General features: G+C 28.9%; 17 protein-coding genes. All 17 read right to left on the reverse strand.

The features are described from left to right. Positions 1–42: 42 nt before the first annotated feature. Complete coding sequence (locus IR152_RS14445; RefSeq protein ID WP_227452641.1) at positions 43–1,956, reverse strand: polysaccharide biosynthesis protein; 1,914 nt, start codon at positions 1,954–1,956, stop codon at positions 43–45. 58 nt (positions 1,957–2,014) lie between these two features. Then, complete coding sequence (locus IR152_RS14450) at positions 2,015–3,118, reverse strand: glycosyltransferase (RefSeq protein WP_227452642.1); 1,104 nt, start codon at positions 3,116–3,118, stop codon at positions 2,015–2,017. A 5-nt stretch (positions 3,119–3,123) separates the two neighbouring features. Next, on the reverse strand, positions 3,124–4,419 hold the full coding sequence (locus IR152_RS14455; RefSeq protein ID WP_227452643.1) for a UDP-glucose dehydrogenase family protein: 1,296 nt from the start codon (positions 4,417–4,419) through the stop codon (positions 3,124–3,126). 26 nt (positions 4,420–4,445) lie between these two features. After that, positions 4,446–5,198 carry a glycosyltransferase family 2 protein gene (locus IR152_RS14460; RefSeq protein ID WP_227452644.1) on the reverse strand — a complete coding sequence of 251 codons (753 nt, stop codon included), beginning with the start codon at positions 5,196–5,198 and terminating at the stop codon, positions 4,446–4,448. Positions 5,199–5,245: 47 nt separating this feature from the next. Beyond that, positions 5,246–6,154 carry a glycosyltransferase family A protein gene (locus IR152_RS14465; protein ID WP_227452645.1) on the reverse strand — a complete coding sequence of 303 codons (909 nt, stop codon included), beginning with the start codon at positions 6,152–6,154 and terminating at the stop codon, positions 5,246–5,248. Between the two features lie 21 nt (positions 6,155–6,175). Continuing rightward, complete coding sequence (locus tag IR152_RS14470; protein WP_021385701.1) at positions 6,176–6,925, reverse strand: glycosyltransferase family 2 protein; 750 nt, start codon at positions 6,923–6,925, stop codon at positions 6,176–6,178. A 28-nt stretch (positions 6,926–6,953) separates the two neighbouring features. Then, positions 6,954–8,129, reverse strand: a complete 1,176-nt coding sequence (locus IR152_RS14475; RefSeq protein WP_227452646.1) for a CDP-glycerol glycerophosphotransferase family protein — start codon at positions 8,127–8,129, stop codon at positions 6,954–6,956. A 14-nt stretch (positions 8,130–8,143) separates the two neighbouring features. Then, positions 8,144–8,983 (reverse strand): glycosyltransferase family 2 protein, encoded by an 840-nt coding sequence (locus tag IR152_RS14480; protein WP_227452647.1) that lies wholly within the window; start codon positions 8,981–8,983, stop codon positions 8,144–8,146. A gap of 2 nt (positions 8,984–8,985) precedes the next feature. Beyond that, positions 8,986–10,143, reverse strand: coding sequence for a polysaccharide polymerase (locus tag IR152_RS14485; RefSeq protein ID WP_227452648.1), 1,158 nt, complete (start codon positions 10,141–10,143; stop codon positions 8,986–8,988). 15 nt (positions 10,144–10,158) lie between these two features. Further along, positions 10,159–10,881 (reverse strand): glycosyltransferase family 32 protein, encoded by a 723-nt coding sequence (locus IR152_RS14490; RefSeq protein WP_227452649.1) that lies wholly within the window; start codon positions 10,879–10,881, stop codon positions 10,159–10,161. A gap of 11 nt (positions 10,882–10,892) precedes the next feature. Beyond that, complete coding sequence (locus IR152_RS14495) at positions 10,893–11,966, reverse strand: mannose-1-phosphate guanylyltransferase (RefSeq protein ID WP_227452650.1); 1,074 nt, start codon at positions 11,964–11,966, stop codon at positions 10,893–10,895. Positions 11,967–11,987: 21 nt separating this feature from the next. Continuing rightward, positions 11,988–13,694: a phospho-sugar mutase gene (locus IR152_RS14500; protein ID WP_227452651.1), complete on the reverse strand. Its 1,707-nt coding sequence runs from the start codon at positions 13,692–13,694 to the stop codon at positions 11,988–11,990. 45 nt (positions 13,695–13,739) lie between these two features. Further along, a complete protein-coding gene (murJ, locus tag IR152_RS14505; RefSeq protein ID WP_227452652.1) occupies positions 13,740–15,296 on the reverse strand; it encodes a murein biosynthesis integral membrane protein MurJ in 1,557 nt (518 codons plus the stop codon). 114 nt (positions 15,297–15,410) lie between these two features. Next, positions 15,411–16,466, reverse strand: coding sequence for a cell wall-binding protein Cwp7 (locus IR152_RS14510; RefSeq protein ID WP_227452653.1), 1,056 nt, complete (start codon positions 16,464–16,466; stop codon positions 15,411–15,413). A gap of 94 nt (positions 16,467–16,560) precedes the next feature. Then, positions 16,561–17,247: a sugar transferase gene (locus tag IR152_RS14515; RefSeq protein ID WP_227452654.1), complete on the reverse strand. Its 687-nt coding sequence runs from the start codon at positions 17,245–17,247 to the stop codon at positions 16,561–16,563. Between the two features lie 213 nt (positions 17,248–17,460). After that, on the reverse strand, positions 17,461–19,482 hold the full coding sequence (locus IR152_RS14520) for an N-acetylmuramoyl-L-alanine amidase (protein WP_227452655.1): 2,022 nt from the start codon (positions 19,480–19,482) through the stop codon (positions 17,461–17,463). 255 nt (positions 19,483–19,737) lie between these two features. Next, positions 19,738–21,009, reverse strand: a 1,272-nt coding sequence (locus tag IR152_RS14525) for a DUF5009 domain-containing protein (protein WP_227452656.1), incomplete at its 5' end; no start/stop codon positions are given.

Consider the following 21,009-nt stretch of genomic DNA (forward strand, 5'->3'; position numbering starts at 1 on the left):
TGTTTCTTTTTGCTCCCCCTGGTTACAAATTAGAAATATATTCTACTTATCTCGAGTTATCGCAATTTCCTTGATGTTAGCATTTTCTGGTTTAATATAAGTTGGCACTAATTTTCTCATAATACCATCTATTTTTTCAATTTCCTCATTGTTAGTAATTTCTCTTAAAAGTTTTAGGTATTTTGTTATTTTTTCTCTATCGACATCTATTGGTTTACCAATAAAAATCTTTTTATGCTCTGTATCCAACAGACCTTCTTCCGACATAAGTAGTTCTTCATACAACTTCTCACCTGGTCTAAGACCAGAAAATTCAATTTTTATGTCAACATCTGGCTCAAATCCACTGAATTTAATCAAATTTTTTGCTAAATCTAATATTCTTACAGGCTCTCCCATATCAAGCACAAATATTTCCCCACCTTTAGCCATAGCTCCAGCTTGTATGACTAAACCTACTGCCTCTGGTATTGTCATAAAATATCTAATAATATCTGGATGAGTAACTGTCACTGGTCCACCATCTTCAATTTGTTTCTTAAAAAGTGGAATTACACTACCATTACTACCAAGTACATTTCCAAATCTAACAGCAACAAATTCGGTCTGGCTTTCAGAATTCATAGTCTGTATAATCATTTCAGCAGCCCTTTTAGTAGCTCCCATTATATTAGTAGGGTTTACAGCCTTATCTGTAGATATAAGGACAAATTTCTTAGCTCTATATTTTGAAGATAATCCAGCTATGTTTAAAGTTCCAAATATATTATTCTTTATAGCTTCACCAGGGCTTGATTCCATAAGAGGAACATGTTTATGTGCTGCTGCATGAAATACTACTTCTGGCTTATATTTATTAAATATTTCATCCATTCTTTTTTCTTCTCTTATTGACGCTATTACTGTCTTTAAATCTAACTCATTTCTATATTTTCTAAGTAATTCTTGTTGTATTGAATAGGCATTGTTTTCATAATTATCAACTATAATAAGCTCTTTAGGATTAAAACTTGCAATCTGTCTGCAAAGCTCTGAGCCAATTGAGCCCCCTCCTCCAGTTATTAGGATTACTTTTCCCTCAATATAATTACTTATCTCTCTTAAATTTGTTTTTATAGGCTCTCTGCCCAACAAGTCTTCTATATCTACTTCTCTAATCTGTTTTATATCAACTTTTCCATCTATAATTTCGTAAATTCCCGGTATTGTCTTTATTTTACAGTTAGTGTTTTTACATATATCAATAATCTCTTTCTTTCTACGTTTCTCTATATTTGCTATTGAAAAGATTATTTCATCTACATTGTATTTTTCAACTACCTCTTTTATATTTGAACTTGTCCCTACAATTTTTACGTTATGAATTATTCTTCCAATCTTATTTTTATCATCATCAATTATAGCCACTGCTACTTTTTTAAGTTCTGGATTTCTTTTTAATTCCTGTATAACCATTTCTCCTGCATCTCCTGCACCAATTATAAGGATATTTGAAACCTTTCCTCTAGAATATGTCTTATTCATGACTATTCTTATAGCTCTATAGGCTATTCTCGCACCACTTGTGAACATTATAATAAATATTGTATTTAATACATAAAACATTATAGGGTAATCAAACCCTAATAATTTATTTATTATATAAATTGGAATTAAATAAGCTAAAGTTGCCATAAAAATAGATATAATTTCTTCTTCTCCTGCATATCTCCATAATGTGTTGTAACACTTAAACAATCTAAATGATACTATATGAAGTACTATATATACACAAGCTGAAATTATTATATCATTAGTGATAAATGCATTTAAATTACCTGTCAAGCTTAAAGACATTCGAAACGCTACTAGTACGCTACAAATATCTAGAATTAATAGTGTTAAATGTCTAAATTTATATTTTTTAAAAAGCCTATTAAAAAAGCTTTCTTTCTCTAAATCTATACTTTCTCGCATAACTAGAAGCCCTCCTTTAAACAGCAAAAGCTACGCACCTAAGCATAGCCAACAACATCTATCTTTTGCTGTATTTTTTATATTTATCAAATATAGAATCATAAATTTTTTCTATATCATTAAAGTTTAAATTAACCTCATAATTTTCTCTAACAAATTGACGCCCTTTCTTACCCATACTAAGTCTAAGTTCATCATTTTCCATTAGTTTTATTATAGCATTTTTTATTTCTTCTGGTTGTTTTGGTTCTACAATTAAGCCAGTTTCATTTTCCCATACAGATTCTGGATGTCCTCCTACATTTGTAACTATGACAGGTACTTCACACGCCTCTGATTCTATAGCTGCCACCCCAAATCCCTCTCTTAAAGAAGGAAATACAGTTACGTCAAAAGAATTAAAAGTCTTACTGACATTTTCTGGAGATATTCTTCCCAAGAACTGAACATCATCTTCTATTTCTAATTCTTTAGTTAAATTTATTAGGTTGTCCATCTGACTTCCAGAACCTCCTATTTTAAGAATTATTTTCTTCTCTTTATATTCATCTTTTAGCATCTTAAATGCTTGTATTAAATATTCTATTCCATATTTTTTTTCTAGACTCTTTATAATTCCTATTACAAAAACATCTTCTTTTTCTACTTCCATAGGCTTAAACCTATCCATATCTACTCCAAAAAAGGTTACATCTACATGTTTAGCTGTATATTTATTAGCCTCTTTAGCCATATCTCTACTGTTTGAAAAAATATAGTCTGCTTTTCTAAAGTTATGTTTTATAATTTGTTTTTGTATAAAACCATTGTTAGGAAAATCATAAATATCAGTACCCCAAACAGAAATAATATATGGATGATACCCAAGTAGACTTCCTATAAATCCATAACTACTTGCATATTGTGCATGTAATATATCTGGTTTTATTTCATTTACCAGCTTCCTTATTTTCTTTACTGAACCTAAGTATCCTGTTTTTTTAGAAATATTTTCATTTTTTAGTTCTTCTACATTAGAACCAAAGTCATAAATTTTTATTCCTTCCATGTAACCTCCATTTAAAGAAATTACATGAATGTCATATCCTTTATTTTTAAAAAAACTACACCATTTTAAAGTATGAGGATTTGACCCATCAGCTAAATAACAAACAGTCTTCATAATATTTACCTTCCTATCGAATAATACTCAATCCCAAGCTCTTCCATATCTTTAACTTTATAACAATTTCTTCCATCAAGAACTAAAGGATTTTTCATCTTTTCCTTATACTTATGTATATCATAATTTAATACATCTTTCCATTCTGTCATTATAAAACATATCTCTGCATCTTCTATCGCATCATCTACAGAATCAGCATAAAGTATAGAGTCACCAAATATTTTCTTAGTGTTACTTACACCAATTGGGTCGTATGCAGTTACTCTTGCCCCTCTTTCTAGCAAATATTTTATATTTGGTATAGATGGAGCTTCTCTTATATCATCAGTGTCTGGTTTAAAAGTCAAACCCAAAACGGCAACCTTCATGTCTTGAAAACTCTCTACTAGTTTAGATGCCTTTCTAACCAATTTAAGTTTTTGGCTTTCATTCACTTCTATTGCAGCTTTTACTGTTTTCAATTCATAACCATTATGTTCTGATAGCCAGTGAAGAGCTTTTGTATCTTTTGGAAAGCAAGAACCTCCATATCCTATTCCCGCCTTTAAAAACTTACTTCCTATTCTATCATCATAACTCATTCCTAAAGCTACATCTTCTATGTTAGCTCCAGCTATTTCACAAAGATTTGCAATATCGTTCATAAATGATATTTTAAGAGCCAAGAAGTTATTTGACGCGTACTTTATCATTTCAGCACTATTTCTATTTGTAACTATTATAGGTTGATTAAAAGGCTTATAAATTTCCTCTAATATATCTCTAGCCCATTCACTTTCTACACCTATAACGATTCTTGAAGCATGCAGAGTATCTTTTACTGCTGTTCCTTGTGATAAAAACTCTGGATTAGATGCAAGTTCTACTTTTACATCATTTTTTAGGTTTCTATTTATATAATCTTCTATTTCCTCATTTGTACCAATTGGCACTGTAGATTTTATTACCACTAGAGTATCTTTTGTTACAGTTTCAGCTATTTGCTTAGCAACTGCCTTTATATAATCTAAATTAGCTGAACCATCACTTCTCTCTGGAGTACCTACAGCTATTAATATTACATCTACATCTTCATACGCTTTTCTATAGTCAGTAGTGTAATCTATTCTTCCTCTGTTGTAATTTTTAACCATAAGTTCTTCTAGGTCTTCTTCATATATAGGAGCTCTTCCAAGCTTCATTGATTTAACTTTTTGTTCATCTACATCGACGCATACTACATTTTCATTACCTACCTCTGCTAGACAAACACCTGTAACCAATCCTACATAACCAGTCCCAGCTATAGCTATTTTCATTATTTTTACCTCCAAGTATATAAAACTTATACTCTTTTCTTGATAGCATTAAAAACATAGAAACAAAATACATATAGGGTTTTTGGTAAACTTAAATTTTCAACATTTCTATAAGTGTTCCAAGTTCGTTTTAATGCTTTTATCTTATTGCTTGATATAGAATTTCCAACTAGCCTATAATTCACTAAATCTTTCTGAATTCCATATGCATATTTTTCCTTTTTAAGTAACTGTAACCAAGTTGCAGTATCTTGTCCTCTTCTTACTAAAGGCATACTAAATTCACCTACGATATTCTTATCAATGACTACAGTAGAACACCCTATTATAGTATTTCTAAGTAATCCCTCATAGTCAATCTTTTTAGGTGCTTTTGCAACTTTACTCGTTTTTTTTCCATCTTGTCTCATATATCTATAAGATGTAAAAGAAAATCCGATATTTTCTTTTAACATATATTCTATCTGAATTTCTAACTTTTTACTATCCCATAAATCATCACTATCTACAAATGCGATAAATCGACCTTCCGCATTTTTAATACCAACATTTCTAGATACTGCAGCTCCAGAATTTTTTTCAAGCTTTATATATTTTATTCTAGCATCTTCTTTTTGAAAACTTTTTATAATTTCACTTGAATTGTCCTTAGAACAATCATCCACTAATAAAAGCTGCCAATTTTTATAAGTTTGATTTTGGATTGACTTTATTGTCTCTGATAAAAACTCTTCTGAATTATATACAGGAGTAATTATCGATACTAAAGGCTCATTCATATTTTTACTCTCCTTATATAGCAACTAGCAGTACTATACCAACAAGTTTACTTAGATACTAATTTTCTTTGTCCAATATATTTGTAATATCCTAATGGGAATAATGCTAAATACAAAAATTTATCAGATATTTTTTTGATTTCGCCAAAATAATGACTATCAGATAATAACGAGTATCTGGCTAAATTTATGTAATTTTTTATCCACATATATGGATATCTACCTAAGGGATATGTATTTTGATTTATTAAATATAAAAACTCTAATGCTCTACCTTTTAATGCATTTTTATTTAATATATTCTTAGTTAAACCATCATCCAAATAATCTCTTATTATCATAGGTTTGTTTACACATTTAACTTTATAGTATTTAGACATTTCATTCCATACTACACTTTCTGGTAAAAATTTCACTTCTTTTCTTTCTGGAAAAGGAAATTTTATAAGCTCATCAGTTACAAATACTATGCTTTTATCTCCCTTAACTCCATACTTAAAATATAAATCTGCAAAGTGACATATTTTCTTATCTTCAGGCATTTCTGTCCCTATCAACTCTCCGCTTGGATATACACAAAGTCCAACAACTCCGCTAAAACCTTCTTTATTCTCTACAGAATTCCACTCGTTATTAGCAATTTCAAGAGAATCTTTAATTAAACCATCATCACTATCTACAATAAAAAATAGCTCTCCATCTGCATTTTTTACCCCTAGATTTATTGCAGTATGTTTTCCTCCATTTTCTTTGTACATATATCTTATATTTAATTTATTTTCTGATATAAATTTTTCAACTAATTCTTTAGTACTATCTTCACTTCCATCATCAACAATCAGCCATTCAAAATCATCGAAGTCATAAGTTTGAGCTTTTAAATCACTGTACAAATTTTCAAGTAAATGAGCTCTATTATATGTTGGAGTAAATACAGTAAATTTATATTTATACATTAATTAAATCTTCCTCTCTATCTAACTTTTTTTGATTCCATTTATTCCATAATTAATAAAGTAGTATATAGCTTTGTATAGAGGTATTTTTTCTATATTTCTATATATATTCCAAGTCCACATGGCAGCTTTTATTTTGTTACCACTAAGTGAATTACTAGATTTTCTATATAATGCTAGAACTTCATTTATTCCGTGGGCAATATGCCCTTTTTTCAATATAGATAGCCATAAAACATAATCTTCATGTCTTACACCACTCATTTTGATTTCAAAATCTAGTTTAGACTTATCAATTACAACAGTAAGACATCCTAAGATATTTCCTTTTAATAATCTTTTATAATCTACATTAGGTGGTACTTTTATTACTTTGTTTAATTTTTTATCATTTTCATCCATCAGTTCATATGAAGTAAATGAGATTACATAGTCATTTTCTAACATAAAGTTTACTTGTTTTTCTAACTTACTACTATTCCATTGGTCATCACTATCTAAAAAAGCTATAAATTGTCCTGTTGCCTTACTTAGTGCTAAATTTCTAGCATTAGAGACCCCCTTATTAGTCTCTGTCTTTATACATCTTATTCTACTATCCTGTTGCATATAAGATTTGACTATATTAGGACTATTATCTGTTGAGCAATCATCAATAATTAACATTTCCCATTCTTGATAAGTTTGGTTTAATACTGATTTTATGGTTGCTTCAATAAATTTTTCAGAATTATACATGGGAGTAATTATAGATACTAAATTCTTCTTCATATTACCTTCCTCATCATTTATAAAATATTTATTTAATTTTACTTATTACACAATCATATATCCTCTTGCAGTTCTTATTGTCATTATATCTGAAAAACTTATTTCTTTCATTTTTTTGGTTATCCATAACCTCAAAATTATTTTCAATAATATCAATAAGTTTATTCACAGCTTCATCATTATTATAAGCCAAAGACCCAAACATTTCACTTTTTAAATCTATATATGAGTCAACTTTTTCCATATACTCATCCAAGTCAAATTGGTAAAACAATATAGGTCTATTCATATATAAAAAGTCTATGGCTACACTTGAATAATCAGTTATATTTGCAGCTGATTTTCTGATTTCATTTGCTAGAGTTACCCCTTTATCTAAAAATACAATTTTTTTTCCCGTTATATTTTCTTTTATATCATATATAAACTCATGCATAAGATGATGCATATAAATTTTTACATTTATATCTTTCTCATCTAATATTTTATTTAATTTATCATCATTCAAAAAATTCATTATATTTTTAAAATAATCTGTATCTGTAAATTTTCCTGAACTAAATTTTATCCAATCTCTCCATGTAGGAGTATATAATATATCTCGAGTTTGTGCAACTTCATTTGTTGGTAAATTGTCATATCTTGCATTTCCAATTATATAAACTGAGTCATCTAACATTCCCCAATCATTTACCATAACATTTCTTTCAAACTCAGAACTTGCTGTAACTATATTATAGCTTTTATATAGGTTATCTATAATATTTTTGAACTTTTTATTCATTGGTTTTCTCTTTTTAAAACTTATAGTCCCATGATTTAAAAACACTTTTATCGTCTTTTTATGAAAATAATTAAGAACAGGTACAGCAAAATTATATGGTGCTATATCTGCTGATGGTGCATGTGAAAATACTATAGCTTTTGAATTGTAATAATATAAATAGTTTTCTACGCTTCCTCTTATTAATTTTTTGCCTGGAATTTTATCAAATACTTTACTGTCTTTATTTACTACCCAATAAGTTTCTACATCATTATGTTCTTTCAACATATACTCATAAAAAAACTTTGCATTATCATTGTATATATCTCCTGAATGTCCACCTATAAGCCAAATATTTCTACCATTAAACTTATGCTTACTAAATGGATATATAAAAAAAGCCAAAAGCATATTTATTAAAAATTTAACCTTGTCCATAAACACCATCCTCATTATAACTTATACTGTCTAAATCCATTAATTCTTCCTCTTATTGTAGCACTATGATAATCTCTATTAGAACTCAATACAAGACCACCTATATTTCTTATAAGTTTTGACGCCATAACCTTTATAAACTTATAATTTTTTCTATAAACTATTTCTTTTTTGCATATGGCTCCAAAACCTCTTCCATAGTTATAATCTTTTTGATACTTTTCTTTAGATTTAGAATGTTTTTTTGCAGGATGGTAAATTATATCATTTCCAAAGTATTTTCCTTTAAAACCTAAACTCAATAAGTTTAAAACATAATCTATCTCTTCACCAGCACCAAACTCTCCACCAACACCCAATTTTTCATCAAATCTTGTATAGTCTTCACCTTCAAAATCAATAAAAAAAGTTATGGATGTTATAGTATTTAAAACGTTGGAACTTGTGATATCACAAGTTCCATCATACATTTTCTTAAATGCATCAATTTTATTTGCATCCATAGTTTTGCAACTGTATATTTTATAATCTTTATTTTTATTAAAGAAATTTATAACTTTTTCTAATGTATCATTTTCGTAGACACAATCATCATCGGGGAAACCTATAATTTGCCCTCTAGCATTGTCTATGCCTACATTTCTGTTATAACTCAATCCTTTTTTAGAGCTTTTTATATACTTTATATCTAACTTATCAACGTATTTATCAACTATCTCCTTAACTTTGTTATTATCATTTTGGTCTACTACTATAAGTTCAAAGTTTTTGTAAGTTTGACTTTCTAAGCTGTCCATAAGTAAGTATATATCATCATATCTATTTAATGTTGGCATTATTAATGATATTAACATTACTACCTCCTACTTTTCATCTTCCACAAATCTATTTCCCTTTTATCATTTAATATCACTTCTTTTATTAGTAATACTACTGCAAAACTAAATGAAGCTTCTAATAATAAATTTTCTGCAAAAGAGTATAGTAAAAATATAAACAAGGCTACTAAATACTCATTTTTATCTTTTTCTATAAAACTTCCTATACCTTTATACATCAAATACATAAATAATATACAAGCAACTACTCCCAGCACACTAATTATATATATATAAGAACTATCTAATGGATTAGTTGCTTTTATAGCTGCACTATATGAATTTCCAAAAGGTTTCATAAAATTTCCTGCTTCAGCTAAGTATACATGCCAATACTTAGGTCTACTTGCTAATAATCTATTTAATATACTGCTTTTAGAAAACATTATACCAATAGCCACACTAGATAAAGTAAGCAGTATTGGCAATATCTTTACAAGTGTTGGTAGACCTTTTATTTTTTTTATGTTTATCAATCTTATTATTTCTACAAAAATTAATCCTGCTAGTATAGTAAAAAAGCCAGTTCTACTATATGTAGTTTGATAAACAAAAAATGCAGAGCCAAATAAAATTATTCTATCCCATTTATTATAGTTTTTATATCTTAAGAATATATATGCTGCATATATAGTAACCATATGATAAAATACTCCATTTGGATTACCAAGCCCAAAATCCATTCTTGTAACAAGCATATCTATATTTTCTATATATCTATAGTGAACTTCCTGATTAAATACTAATGAAGGAAATAAATTAAATAATAATATAGCTACCATTAAAAAACACGCAGATATTATTAAATAATTTTTAACTATAAATTTATCATCTATTTGTTTAGCTGATACAGCCAATAAAACGATTAATAATATAGCTCCTTCCCTATTTAATAAATAAAGTAAGACACAAACTCCAACTAGCACCATTTCTGTTATACTTTTTCTCTTATCAAATAAAAAAAGTAGCATTAGTATTCCTATTGAAGAATAAAATAACGCTGATTTAATCATCCCTAGATTCATATTTGGGTCAATAAATGATATCATATACTTTCTAAGTAATATGATAAACAAAACAAATATATAAAGATATTTTCTAATCATAATATTTCTATCATCGTTTAAAGTCTTCATTTTACTTTCTCCCTTTTAGCTTCGTAAAGTATTACTTGCAAATATTTTACAACACTTCCATATCTTATTTACACCTGTTAAGTGTTTGCTTTCTAAAAAATAATTTCTCTTTTTAGCCCAACTTTTTCCCCACCAATGTATCCCATAAGTGTTTTCTGTAATACATTCTGGTGTGAAGTCTTCTTTAAATCCAAAAGGATAAAAATATTCTTTATCATAAGCACATATTCCTTCTTCATAATTATTAGGGTCAATCTTCTTATAATTTTTTTCCATAAGATGAGTCATAATCTTTGGTATTGTAAACAATGATGAAGTAAGCACTTCTTTTTCATAATACTCCAATAAGTCTTTTAAAAAAGGATGTCCTTTTTCTGCACCTATTATAGCACCATTTATATATTCTCTATCATCTTCATACCCACAAATTAGTCTATTCTTTTCCAAAAGAGGAGTTATATCCTTTAATATTTGCATATCTGTATCCATATAAACTCCACCTTGTTCATAGAGTACTTTTATTCTTGTATAATCTGATATAAATGCCCAAAGCTTTCTTTTATAACATTCTTCCAAAAACTTATTTCCTTTTATTTCTTTCTCTATATCAAAGTTTTTTTCATTCCACTCTACTATCTCATATTCTGGAAGTTTTTCTTTCCAAGAATTTATACATATATTTTCTATATTTCCTTTTGGTCCACCAAACCATACATAATGTATTTTTTTAGGAATCAAATGAACACCTCCTACATATATTCTTGTCTATCTTCTTCTTTTAATTGCTCTACTATCTTTTTAACATCTTGAGCTTTATCTTTTCTACAAACCATAACTGCATCATTTGTAGATACTACTATCAAATCACTAATACCTATTGTCGATATTAATTTGTCATCTGAATATATAATTGAATTTTTAGTATCTATGGTAATATTTTCACCTCTTTTGATGTTACCTTCATCATCAGTTGGATATATTGCACCTAGAGAGTCCCAAGAACCAACATCATTCCACCCAAAATTACCGGGAACTACTATAACATCATTACTTCTTTCCATAATACCATAATCTATAGATATTGCTTGTATAGTTGGGTATATTTCTTTTATTTTTTCTATTTCTTGTTTTGTTCCTAAATATTTGCTTATCTCTTCTAATTTTTCATATACTTTTGGTAAGTATCTCTTAAAATCTTCTAATATTTTAGATACCTTCCATACGAACATTCCACTATTCCATACATATTTCTTAGAGTTTACATATTCTTTGGCAATCTCATAGTTTGGCTTTTCTACAAACTCCACTACCTCATATGCAACATCTTCTATCGTATTTTCTCTATTAAAATTTATGTATCCATATCCTGTTGATGGAAATGTAGGAGTTATCCCAATAGTTACTAGTTTATCATTATTTTCTGCTATATAGATAGCTTTTTCTAAAATAGATTTAAACTCTTTTTCATCTTTTATATAATGGTCAGCCGGATATACACACATAACACCATCACCATATTTTTTCATTATGTTAAAAGCTGCAAAACCTATGGCTGCTGCTGTATTTCTGGCACATGGTTCTGGTAAGATATTGCTATCCAAACATTTATCTTTTACTATATCCTTTAAAGCTTCCAATTGCTTCTCATTGGTTACTATAAATAAATCATCTTTTTTTGCTAGAGAATCTATTCTGTTTATAGTTTCATTTATTAAAGCATCTTCTCCACTTAAATTTATAAGCTGTTTAGGTACTTCTTGTCTACTAAGTGGCCAGAAACGAGTTCCGCCTCCTCCAGCCATTATGACATTGTATACTTTCATTGTTTATCTCCCCTTAGCTTTTTATATAGAATCCACTACATTTAATATATAAGATATTAAATTTTTTAATTTAAATTCTACATCTTCTTGGTTGTCTGAATTTGCTCCAAAGTAAAATTTAATTTTAGGTTCTGTACCTGAAGGTCTTATAGCTATCCAAGAGCCATCTTCAAGTAAAAATTTAAGTACATCTGATTTAGGTAAATCATCAACACCATCTTTATAATCTAAAATCTTATCTACTTTTATATCAGCCACATTATCTATTTTAACACTTCTAAAGTAAAGCATCATCTGTTTTATTTTTTTTATTCCATCTATACCTTTTAAAGTCACTGACTTTAAGACCTCTTTGTAGTATCCAAATTTATTATATGTATCTATCAAAGCTTCATACAAGTTCATACCTTTTGAAAAGTAGTATGCTGCCATTTCACATATCATAAGTGAAGATACAACACCATCTTTATCTCTAGCATGAGTTCCAATTAAGTAACCATAGCTTTCCTCATACCCCATTATAAAGCTTCTATCATTATTTTCTTCAAACGATTTTATTTTTTCTCCTATAAACTTGAATCCTGTTAAAGTATTTAAACAATCTACATTATAAGCCTTTGCTATTTTGGCACCTAGTTCTGATGTAACTATAGTTTTTATTATTGTAGGATTGTTTTTAGGAAGTTTATTTTCTTTGGCTAAACTCTCTAATACATATCTAACTAAAAGTGAGCCAACTTGGTTTCCATTTAAGACTACATATTCGCCACTTGAATCTTTTACAACAACTCCTACTCTGTCACAATCAGGGTCTGTTCCTATTATTAAATCAGTGCCATTACTCTTTGCCATTTCAATAGCTATATTAAACACTGACTTTTCTTCAGGATTAGGATACTTTACTGTTGAAAAATTAGAATCTGGCAATTCTTGCTCCGTAACTACCCTTACATTTTTAAAGCCACATTCATTTAAGACTCTTCTTACTGGCTTATTTCCTGTCCCATGAATAGGTGTATATATTATTTTTAACTTTTCTCCACATTCATCTATTATATTTTGTCTTAAAACTTGTCTCTTAACAGCCTTTATAAACTCATCATCTACTTCATTATCTAATATAGTTATTAAATTTTTAGATAAAGCTTCTTCAAAATCTACACTTTTAATACTACTGTAATCATCAATCTTATTAACCTCTGCTATTATAGCATTTGCCATATCTATACAGATTTGACCCCCATCTGAATCATATACTTTATATCCATTGTATTCTTTAGGATTATGACTTGCTGTTATTACTATTCCCATAGCACACTTTAAATATCTAACAGCAAAAGAAAGTTCTGGTGTAGGCTTTAATTCTTCAAAAATATAAGCCTTTACACCATAGGCACTTAAAGTCTTTGCTACTTCTATACAAAACTCCCTCGACATGTATCTACTATCATGTGCTATAACTATTCCCTTTTGTTTTCCTTCTTCTCCTTGAGTCTTCATGATATAATTTAAAACTCCAAGTGTCGCACGTCTAACAGTATAAATATTGATTCTATTAGTTCCCGCTCCTATTATACCTCTTAAACCACCTGTTCCAAACTCTAAATTCTTGTAGAATCTATCTTGTATTTCTTTTTCATCGTCTTTTATGCTCAATAGCTCATTTTTCGTTTGTTCATCAAAATAAGGAGAATTTAACCACATCTCATAATTATTCTTATAATCCATATTTTCATCCTTTCTGACTCTAATTTAAAATTTCAAGGCAAATATCTATCTTTTAAGTAGTTTTTGTTTTCCTTTTTTTAAAAATTCAAAAGCTAAATCCATCTCTTCTACCTTAAATAAAACTATCAATATCGTATATACAGAAGCTCCACCTAATACTCCAGCTCCAACTGATATAATTTCTTTAATCGTTCCTGCACCTATAAATACATATAGATTACTATATATCAATAAAGTGACTACTGCCATCACACCAGATGCTACTAAACTTTTTAAACCAGTCTTTATAATTTTATCTCCTCCAAAATATCCATTTTTCTTTTTAAGAGATATAAATAATAATATAACTGTAATTATGTTAGACGTACTAGTTGATATAGCAATCCCTGCATGCCCCAGTGGTCTTATTAATATCAAATTAAGAACTATATTTATTATTAAAGCTATACTTCCATTTATCATCGGCGTCTTTGTGTCTGAAAGAGAGTAAAATGCCCTATATAAAACATCTCTTACTCCACAAGCCAGTAAGCCTAGTGAATATAATCTAAGAGCTATAGATGTAAGGTCTGTTGATAACGCATCAAATTTACCTCTTTGGAATAATATCCTAACAAGAGGTTCTGCTAATATAATAGCTCCTATAGATATAGGAAGCACCACCAATATAATGCAATTTGACGATTTTACAATAGTGCTTATAAATCCTTCTTTGTTATCTTTACCTGACATTTTTGCTAATTTAGGATATATAACTGTTATTATAGATGTAACAAATAATGCCATAACAAACTCATTTAACCTATTTGCATAGTTAAGAGCAGACAACTTACCATCTCCCAAAGTAGTTGCCAATAGCCTGTCAACAAATATATTTAACTGTCCAACAGCTACTCCTACTAACATAGGCAATACTAGGTTAACTAATTCTTTTATAGACTCATCCTTTAAATTTATATACGGCTTATACTTGTAGGACTTCTTAAATGCAAATGGAAGTTGAAATAATAGTTGACTCGCCATAGCAAATAGTGCTCCTGCTGGTAGTATCCATATATTTTTACCTGCACTTAGTGCTATTGCTGCTATTATTATAATATTATATGGAATTCCTATAAGCCCAGGAATTACAAAACTATCATTTACCTGTAAAAATGAACTAAATATTTTACTTCCACTCAGGAACAAAACTCCTGAAATCATTATTTTAGTAAATAATATTGCTGCTTGGAACTTAGCAGGGTCATTTCTAAATCCTGCTGCAAATACTGTAACAAATTGCTCTGTAAATAAAAGCCCAATAATAGCTATTACTATAGCCATTATATAGCATATATTTAAAACATTATTAGTAAATTTTAAGGCACCTTCATCTCCGAGTCTTTTCTTTGTCTCAAAGTACATAGGTATATAAGTTGTAGCAATTGCAGAGCCTATGACTGCTATGATTAAACCAGGTATATTTAATGTTAATACAAACACATCTGCATACATACCTGTCCCATAGAAATTTGCAAGTACAAGCTCTCTAAGGAAACCTAATACTTTTGAAAACATAGTGGCTGCCATAATCCACAATGCTGCTTTAGCTGTTTTTGACATTTTCTTTCTCCTTATCTAATTTAAACTCTAAAAGTAGAACTTTTAAAACTGCTTATAAACATTATTTTGACTAAGTAAATTTAACCTATGAAAAGCTTCCTTATAAATCAAAAACTATTTCGACTCATATCTAAGTGCCCTAAATGTAATCAATAGTAATAGTAGTATTAATATTATACAAGATAAGAATGTTAGATTAAATATACTCTTAAGTAGACTATAATCACCTACTGTATATCCAACTTCAACTACATCATTTATATTACTATTTTTCAAGAATTTATCTTGTGCACGACTTAAATTATCACTACAAATCAGTATTGGCATATTTTCTTTTGCTGATACTACTCCCAAAGAAATATATTCGTTTACATCAGATCTACTACCAAAGTCTAATCTAGCAGTATAGATTTTCTTTATATCTTTTTCATCATAAAACTTCTTTATTAAATCTACATTTGTACTTGACTTATTTATTTGCTTTATACCTTCTATATTTTTTAAGTTAGAATCAATCTCTGCAATAAATTCTTTTGAATCACCTAACGCATATATTTTTTCAAGATTTTTACCTTTTAAAAAATCAATTTGTTCTTCAAAGCCTTCATCTTTAGCCCATATTATTGGCATCCCACTTTTAGCAGCATAAGAATATACAGATATGGCATTCTCTAATCCCGTAGTTGAGCTAAGTAAAAATGCTTTATCAAATCCTACTGTTCTATACATTTCTCTAGCTATCTTTAGAGATGTATCATATCTGTCTTTTCCTCTTATTCTTTCTACTTTCATTCCCATTTTTTCTATATTACGTTCAGCATCTTTAGATACTGCCTTTAAACCACCTACTATCGTAACCTTCTCTGGACCTAGTTCTTTTAGATAATTTCTAGTCACTCTACCAAGATTTTTACTCTTAGTTACAACTATTGGAGCATTTTTTGTATATGCTAAAGGTGTTGCACTTATACTATCTACAATTGAATCTTCATTTACAAGAATTACTTCTTTAGAATTCTTAAATGCTCTTTTATTTAATTCTGTTGAAATTTCTGGTATACTTCCTTCTATCAACTCTCTTTTAGGATTTGAATCTGCAAATACTCCTATAGTACTAGAAATAGAGATTAACAAAACTAACGATAATATAGTAGAAATTTTTTTAATCATAAGTTCTCATTCCTTTTCTTTTTTGTATTTTTTGACAATAAAAAAGCTCTTTTTAAAGAGCTTTTTCATTGATTAGTAATCTAATATTTTAAAATTATCTAGCTCCGTCTCCTGTCAATACTACTTTAACAGTTTTAAAGAGTATCTTAAAGTCAAGTAATATACTCCTATTTTTTATATAGTAAATATCTTCTTTAAGTTTTTCTTCAGGAGTGATTTCGTATCCACCATTTACTTGTGCCCAACCTGTAAGCCCAGGTTTTATAGCAAGCCTGTTGATAAATCCAGGTATTTCCTCATTAAATTGAACAGTAAAGTTTGGTCTCTCTGGTCTAGGGCCTATTAAGCCCATATCCCCCTTTAATATATTAAACAGCTGTGGAATCTCATCAATTCTAGTTTTCCTAATAAACTTTCCAACCTTAGTTATTCTAGGATCATCTTTTTCAGCCCATTGTGCGCCAAATTTTTCTGCGTCTGTTCTCATAGATCTTAATTTATATATATAGAATCTTCTCCCGCATTTTCCTAGTCTTTCTTGCTTATAAGTTATTGGTCCTTTGTCCTCTATTTTAATAAGAATTCCAAATATTGCTATTAAAGGTAAACCTATCACAAGCCCTATTATAGATAAGACTAAATCCATAATTCTCTGGTACAAATCAAATAAAATTGTTCCTTTTACTATGCTATAGTCAATCTCACTTGCAATTTCTTTATCTGCCCCTGGATAGCTTTTAATTTTAGGTATTTCACACTCATCATTAGTATATCCAGACATAGTTACCTCCATATTGGAATAAAAATTTTTTAATTCTTAATTTCAACTTATTTCTATCTTATTTTTGACTTATTTCTATATTATACTCAATAATGAGCAGATTATCAATACAAGAAACATCATTGTAAACAATTTGATTCTTTACAAAAATATATCATCTCTTGTTATATTTTACATTATAACAGGAGATGATATGTTTTGCTTTAATATTTTTTATTTTACTGTATCTTCTATTCCTATTCCAATTTGAGTTCCCATTGTTTTTACTTTTTCTGCAGTATTTAACTTATCCATATCACTCTTATTGTCTATAAATGCACATTCAACAAGTATTGCTGGATAGTTATTGTTTCTTAAAACATACAGGTAATCATTACCATTTGCAAGTGTTCTTGTTTTAATTCCTCTATTTTTCATGTTAAATTTTTCTAGTATTCTTTTTAAGATATTTGATGCTGCAGTCTTAGTTGTTCCACCATTCTTATCTTTTACTTTGTAATAAATTTCCACACCATTACCAGCTCCATTAGATGCATTGTAATGTATACTTGTAAATAAATCTGGCTTTATAGTATTTGATAAAGTTGTTCTTTCTCCTAAAGCCATTGTTTTATCTGTATCTCTAGTCATAACAACATTTATACCTTTTGAACGTAAATATTCAGTAGTTGCAAGTGCTGTATTAAGAGTATATTTCTTTTCTTGTGCTCCACCGTTCAGCCCACTTGTTGCTCCTGAATCAGACCCCCCATGACCTGGGTCTATCACTACAGTTTTTCCTGTTGATGTTCCTGAATTTCCATCTGTTGGTGCATTGTGTTTTGATAAACTAGATGCTATAGAACTTATAACACTATCTTTCATTCCATCACCAATTTGATATATTGTTCCTGCTGTTTTTTCTGATAAGTTTGTATTATGGTATGCAGAAACATAAGTTTTTGGAGTTATAAGTATTGGAGCTTTTAATTTAGCTGCTAAAGGTCCTGCTGTTATTGAGTCAACTATTATGTCAGATTTTGCAACTAACATTGCACTCAACTCTTTATCTGGATAGAAAGTCTTAATTACCTTTGCATTTGTTTCATGTCTATCTGCTCCAGAAACTCTATTTTTTGAAGTGCCATTTTTTGCTATTTTAGATATTTGGTCTATAATTTTTGATGATAAACTTTGACTACCACCTATGTAATAAACTTCTTCTAAACCTTGTGAAGATAACCAATCATATGTACCTTGTGGTACAGAGTCTTTATTAGATAATATTATAGGTTGTTGGTCTTCACCTGCTTTTGGTGAAATATTAAGAGCATCATATTCACCAGCATAACCATTTGCTATGTATATTTTATTAACATCATGATACTTATCTATTTCTTTTGCTATAAGTAAAGATGTTTCATGTCTATCAACCCCACCAATACGAGTTACATTTACATTCACAGCAGATTTAATTTGAGACACTGCCTTTTGTGAAACTGAACCATCATCACCTATGATTATTACATCACTTGGATTTAGACGTTTTAATTCTGCTTTTGTGCTTTCTGGTATATCATCCTTATTTGCAAGTAATATTGGTGCATCATAAGTAGATGCAAGTGGAGTAGCTGTGATTCCATCTGCTGCTAGTTCTCCATTAACTATTACAACTTTACTGGCTCCATCTTTCCAACCTTGTTTACTTATCTCAACAGCAGTTTCAAATCTAGTAGCTCCAGCAAGTTTTTTTACTGGTGCAGAAGTTTTTCTCATATATTCATTTACTGCTTTTGTTGAATTTACATCACTTATTATAAATTCTTGTGTTACATCATAATCCTTAAGATTTAATCCCATAGACTCTAAGTCTTCTTTATTTAAAACCTTCTGTTCATCTTTACCATTTACTTTTATGCTTTGAAGTTCCCATACATTTAAATATTCTGGGTCTTTGTTATAGTTTATTACACCTTCATATGTATCTGTCTTCTCATTATAATTTAGAGTAGCTTCAAGTGGCATATCATAACACATAAAATTTAATGTTATTGAATCAGCATTTAATTTTTCTTTAAATTTTACACTTGCATTCGATTTACTTCCTAACACTACACTTTTTCTTTGTAAATTTATATTAATATCTGAATTAGATTCTGTATTTGCAGTAGTATTTTCCGCTGCTAAAGCTACGTTTGGTGCCACCATTGCTACAGACAACATTCCTGTTGCCAATAATTTTGTTGTTTTTTTCATCATATCCCCCCTAATTTTTTTGGACCTTTAAATCTCTAAATCTTTTTTAATACATCTTAAGCTTGCTTTATATTACATAAATTCAATATTATGTAAATCTTTTTTCATTATAGCACAAAAAATTACAAATTGTAAACTTTTTGTAATCTTTTATGGCATGCTTTTTAAATTTTATCGAGGAGAAATTTTGATTATATTTGATAGTTTCTGTATATTTGAACAAAACAAAGGAATTCTTGTCTAGAAAATATTACACTAAATTTTGATAAATATTTTTTTCTTATACATAATAGACATTACTATAACCCAGAATAAGACGTATAGTAAAGAAAATACAAGAGAATCCCAAGTTGTACCTGCCCAAGGTGTTATAAGTTCATATGTAGTCCACTCTACCAAGGTAGTTGGATAATCGACTTTATCTGTAAGTTTTGGAACATTCCAAAAAACATGGCTTAATATCTCGAGACACATATATGTAAAAATGGGACTACTTCCAAGTGCTATTATTGGGGTAAATATTTTACTTTTATTTTTAATGTCACATATAAAGTAAAATATTGACAGTAATATACCATAACTTCCAGCCATTAAGAGTACAAATGAACTAGACCATAACCTTTTGTTAAATGGAAAGTATTGATTAAATATAAAAGCACATATTAGTAAAATTATACTCATAAATAATATTTTAAAAAATTTTTTATATTCTCCTATACTTTCTTTTAAAAGAACACATCCCATAGTGCATCCCAACATGCCTGAAGAAATTGCTACTATACTAGTTAGGAATCCATCTGGTTCAAATTCTGGTTTATATAAATGACCTTTAAAAAAACGGAAATCCACTAATTGTGCAAGAGAACCTTCTAACTCGAATCCATATGGTTTTGCCACTACATAATAACCTATTATTATAAATGCAGATATACATAAGAATATAATTATAGTCATAGTACTTCCTACATTTAATTTCTTTAGTAGTAAGTATACTAAACTAGTTACAAAATAAACTAGTCCCATACGTTGAAGTACTCCAAGTATTCTTACAGTACTTAAGTCGTGATTTCCTAGGTAATTTAGGAAAAATCCAAATAGTATAAGTAAAATACTTCTCTTAAATATACTAAGCATTATACTTAATGTAGATTTATTGTTTTTTAGTTTACTATTTATTGATATTGGAATTGTAACCCCTAAAGATATAACAAAAAAAGGAAATGCAAAGTCTGCAAGTGTTACACCATGCCATATAGCATGTCTTAGTTGTGGATACATTCTCATCCAAGTACCAGGATTATTACAAACTATCATGAGGGCTATTGATAGCCCTCTTATTATATCTATTGATTTAACTCTGCTATTCATAAGTTTAGAATCTACACTATTATTTGAAATTTTATTGCTATTGCTATTGCTATTGCTATTGCTATTGCTATTGCTATTGCTATTGCTATTGCTATTGCTATTGCTATTGCTATTGCTATTGCTATTGCTATTGCTATTGCTATTGCTATTGCTATTGCT

Origin of the sequence: Clostridioides sp. ES-S-0108-01 (assembly GCF_020662285.1) — a bacterium.
In the GTDB taxonomy this organism is placed as follows: domain Bacteria; phylum Bacillota; class Clostridia; order Peptostreptococcales; family Peptostreptococcaceae; genus Clostridioides.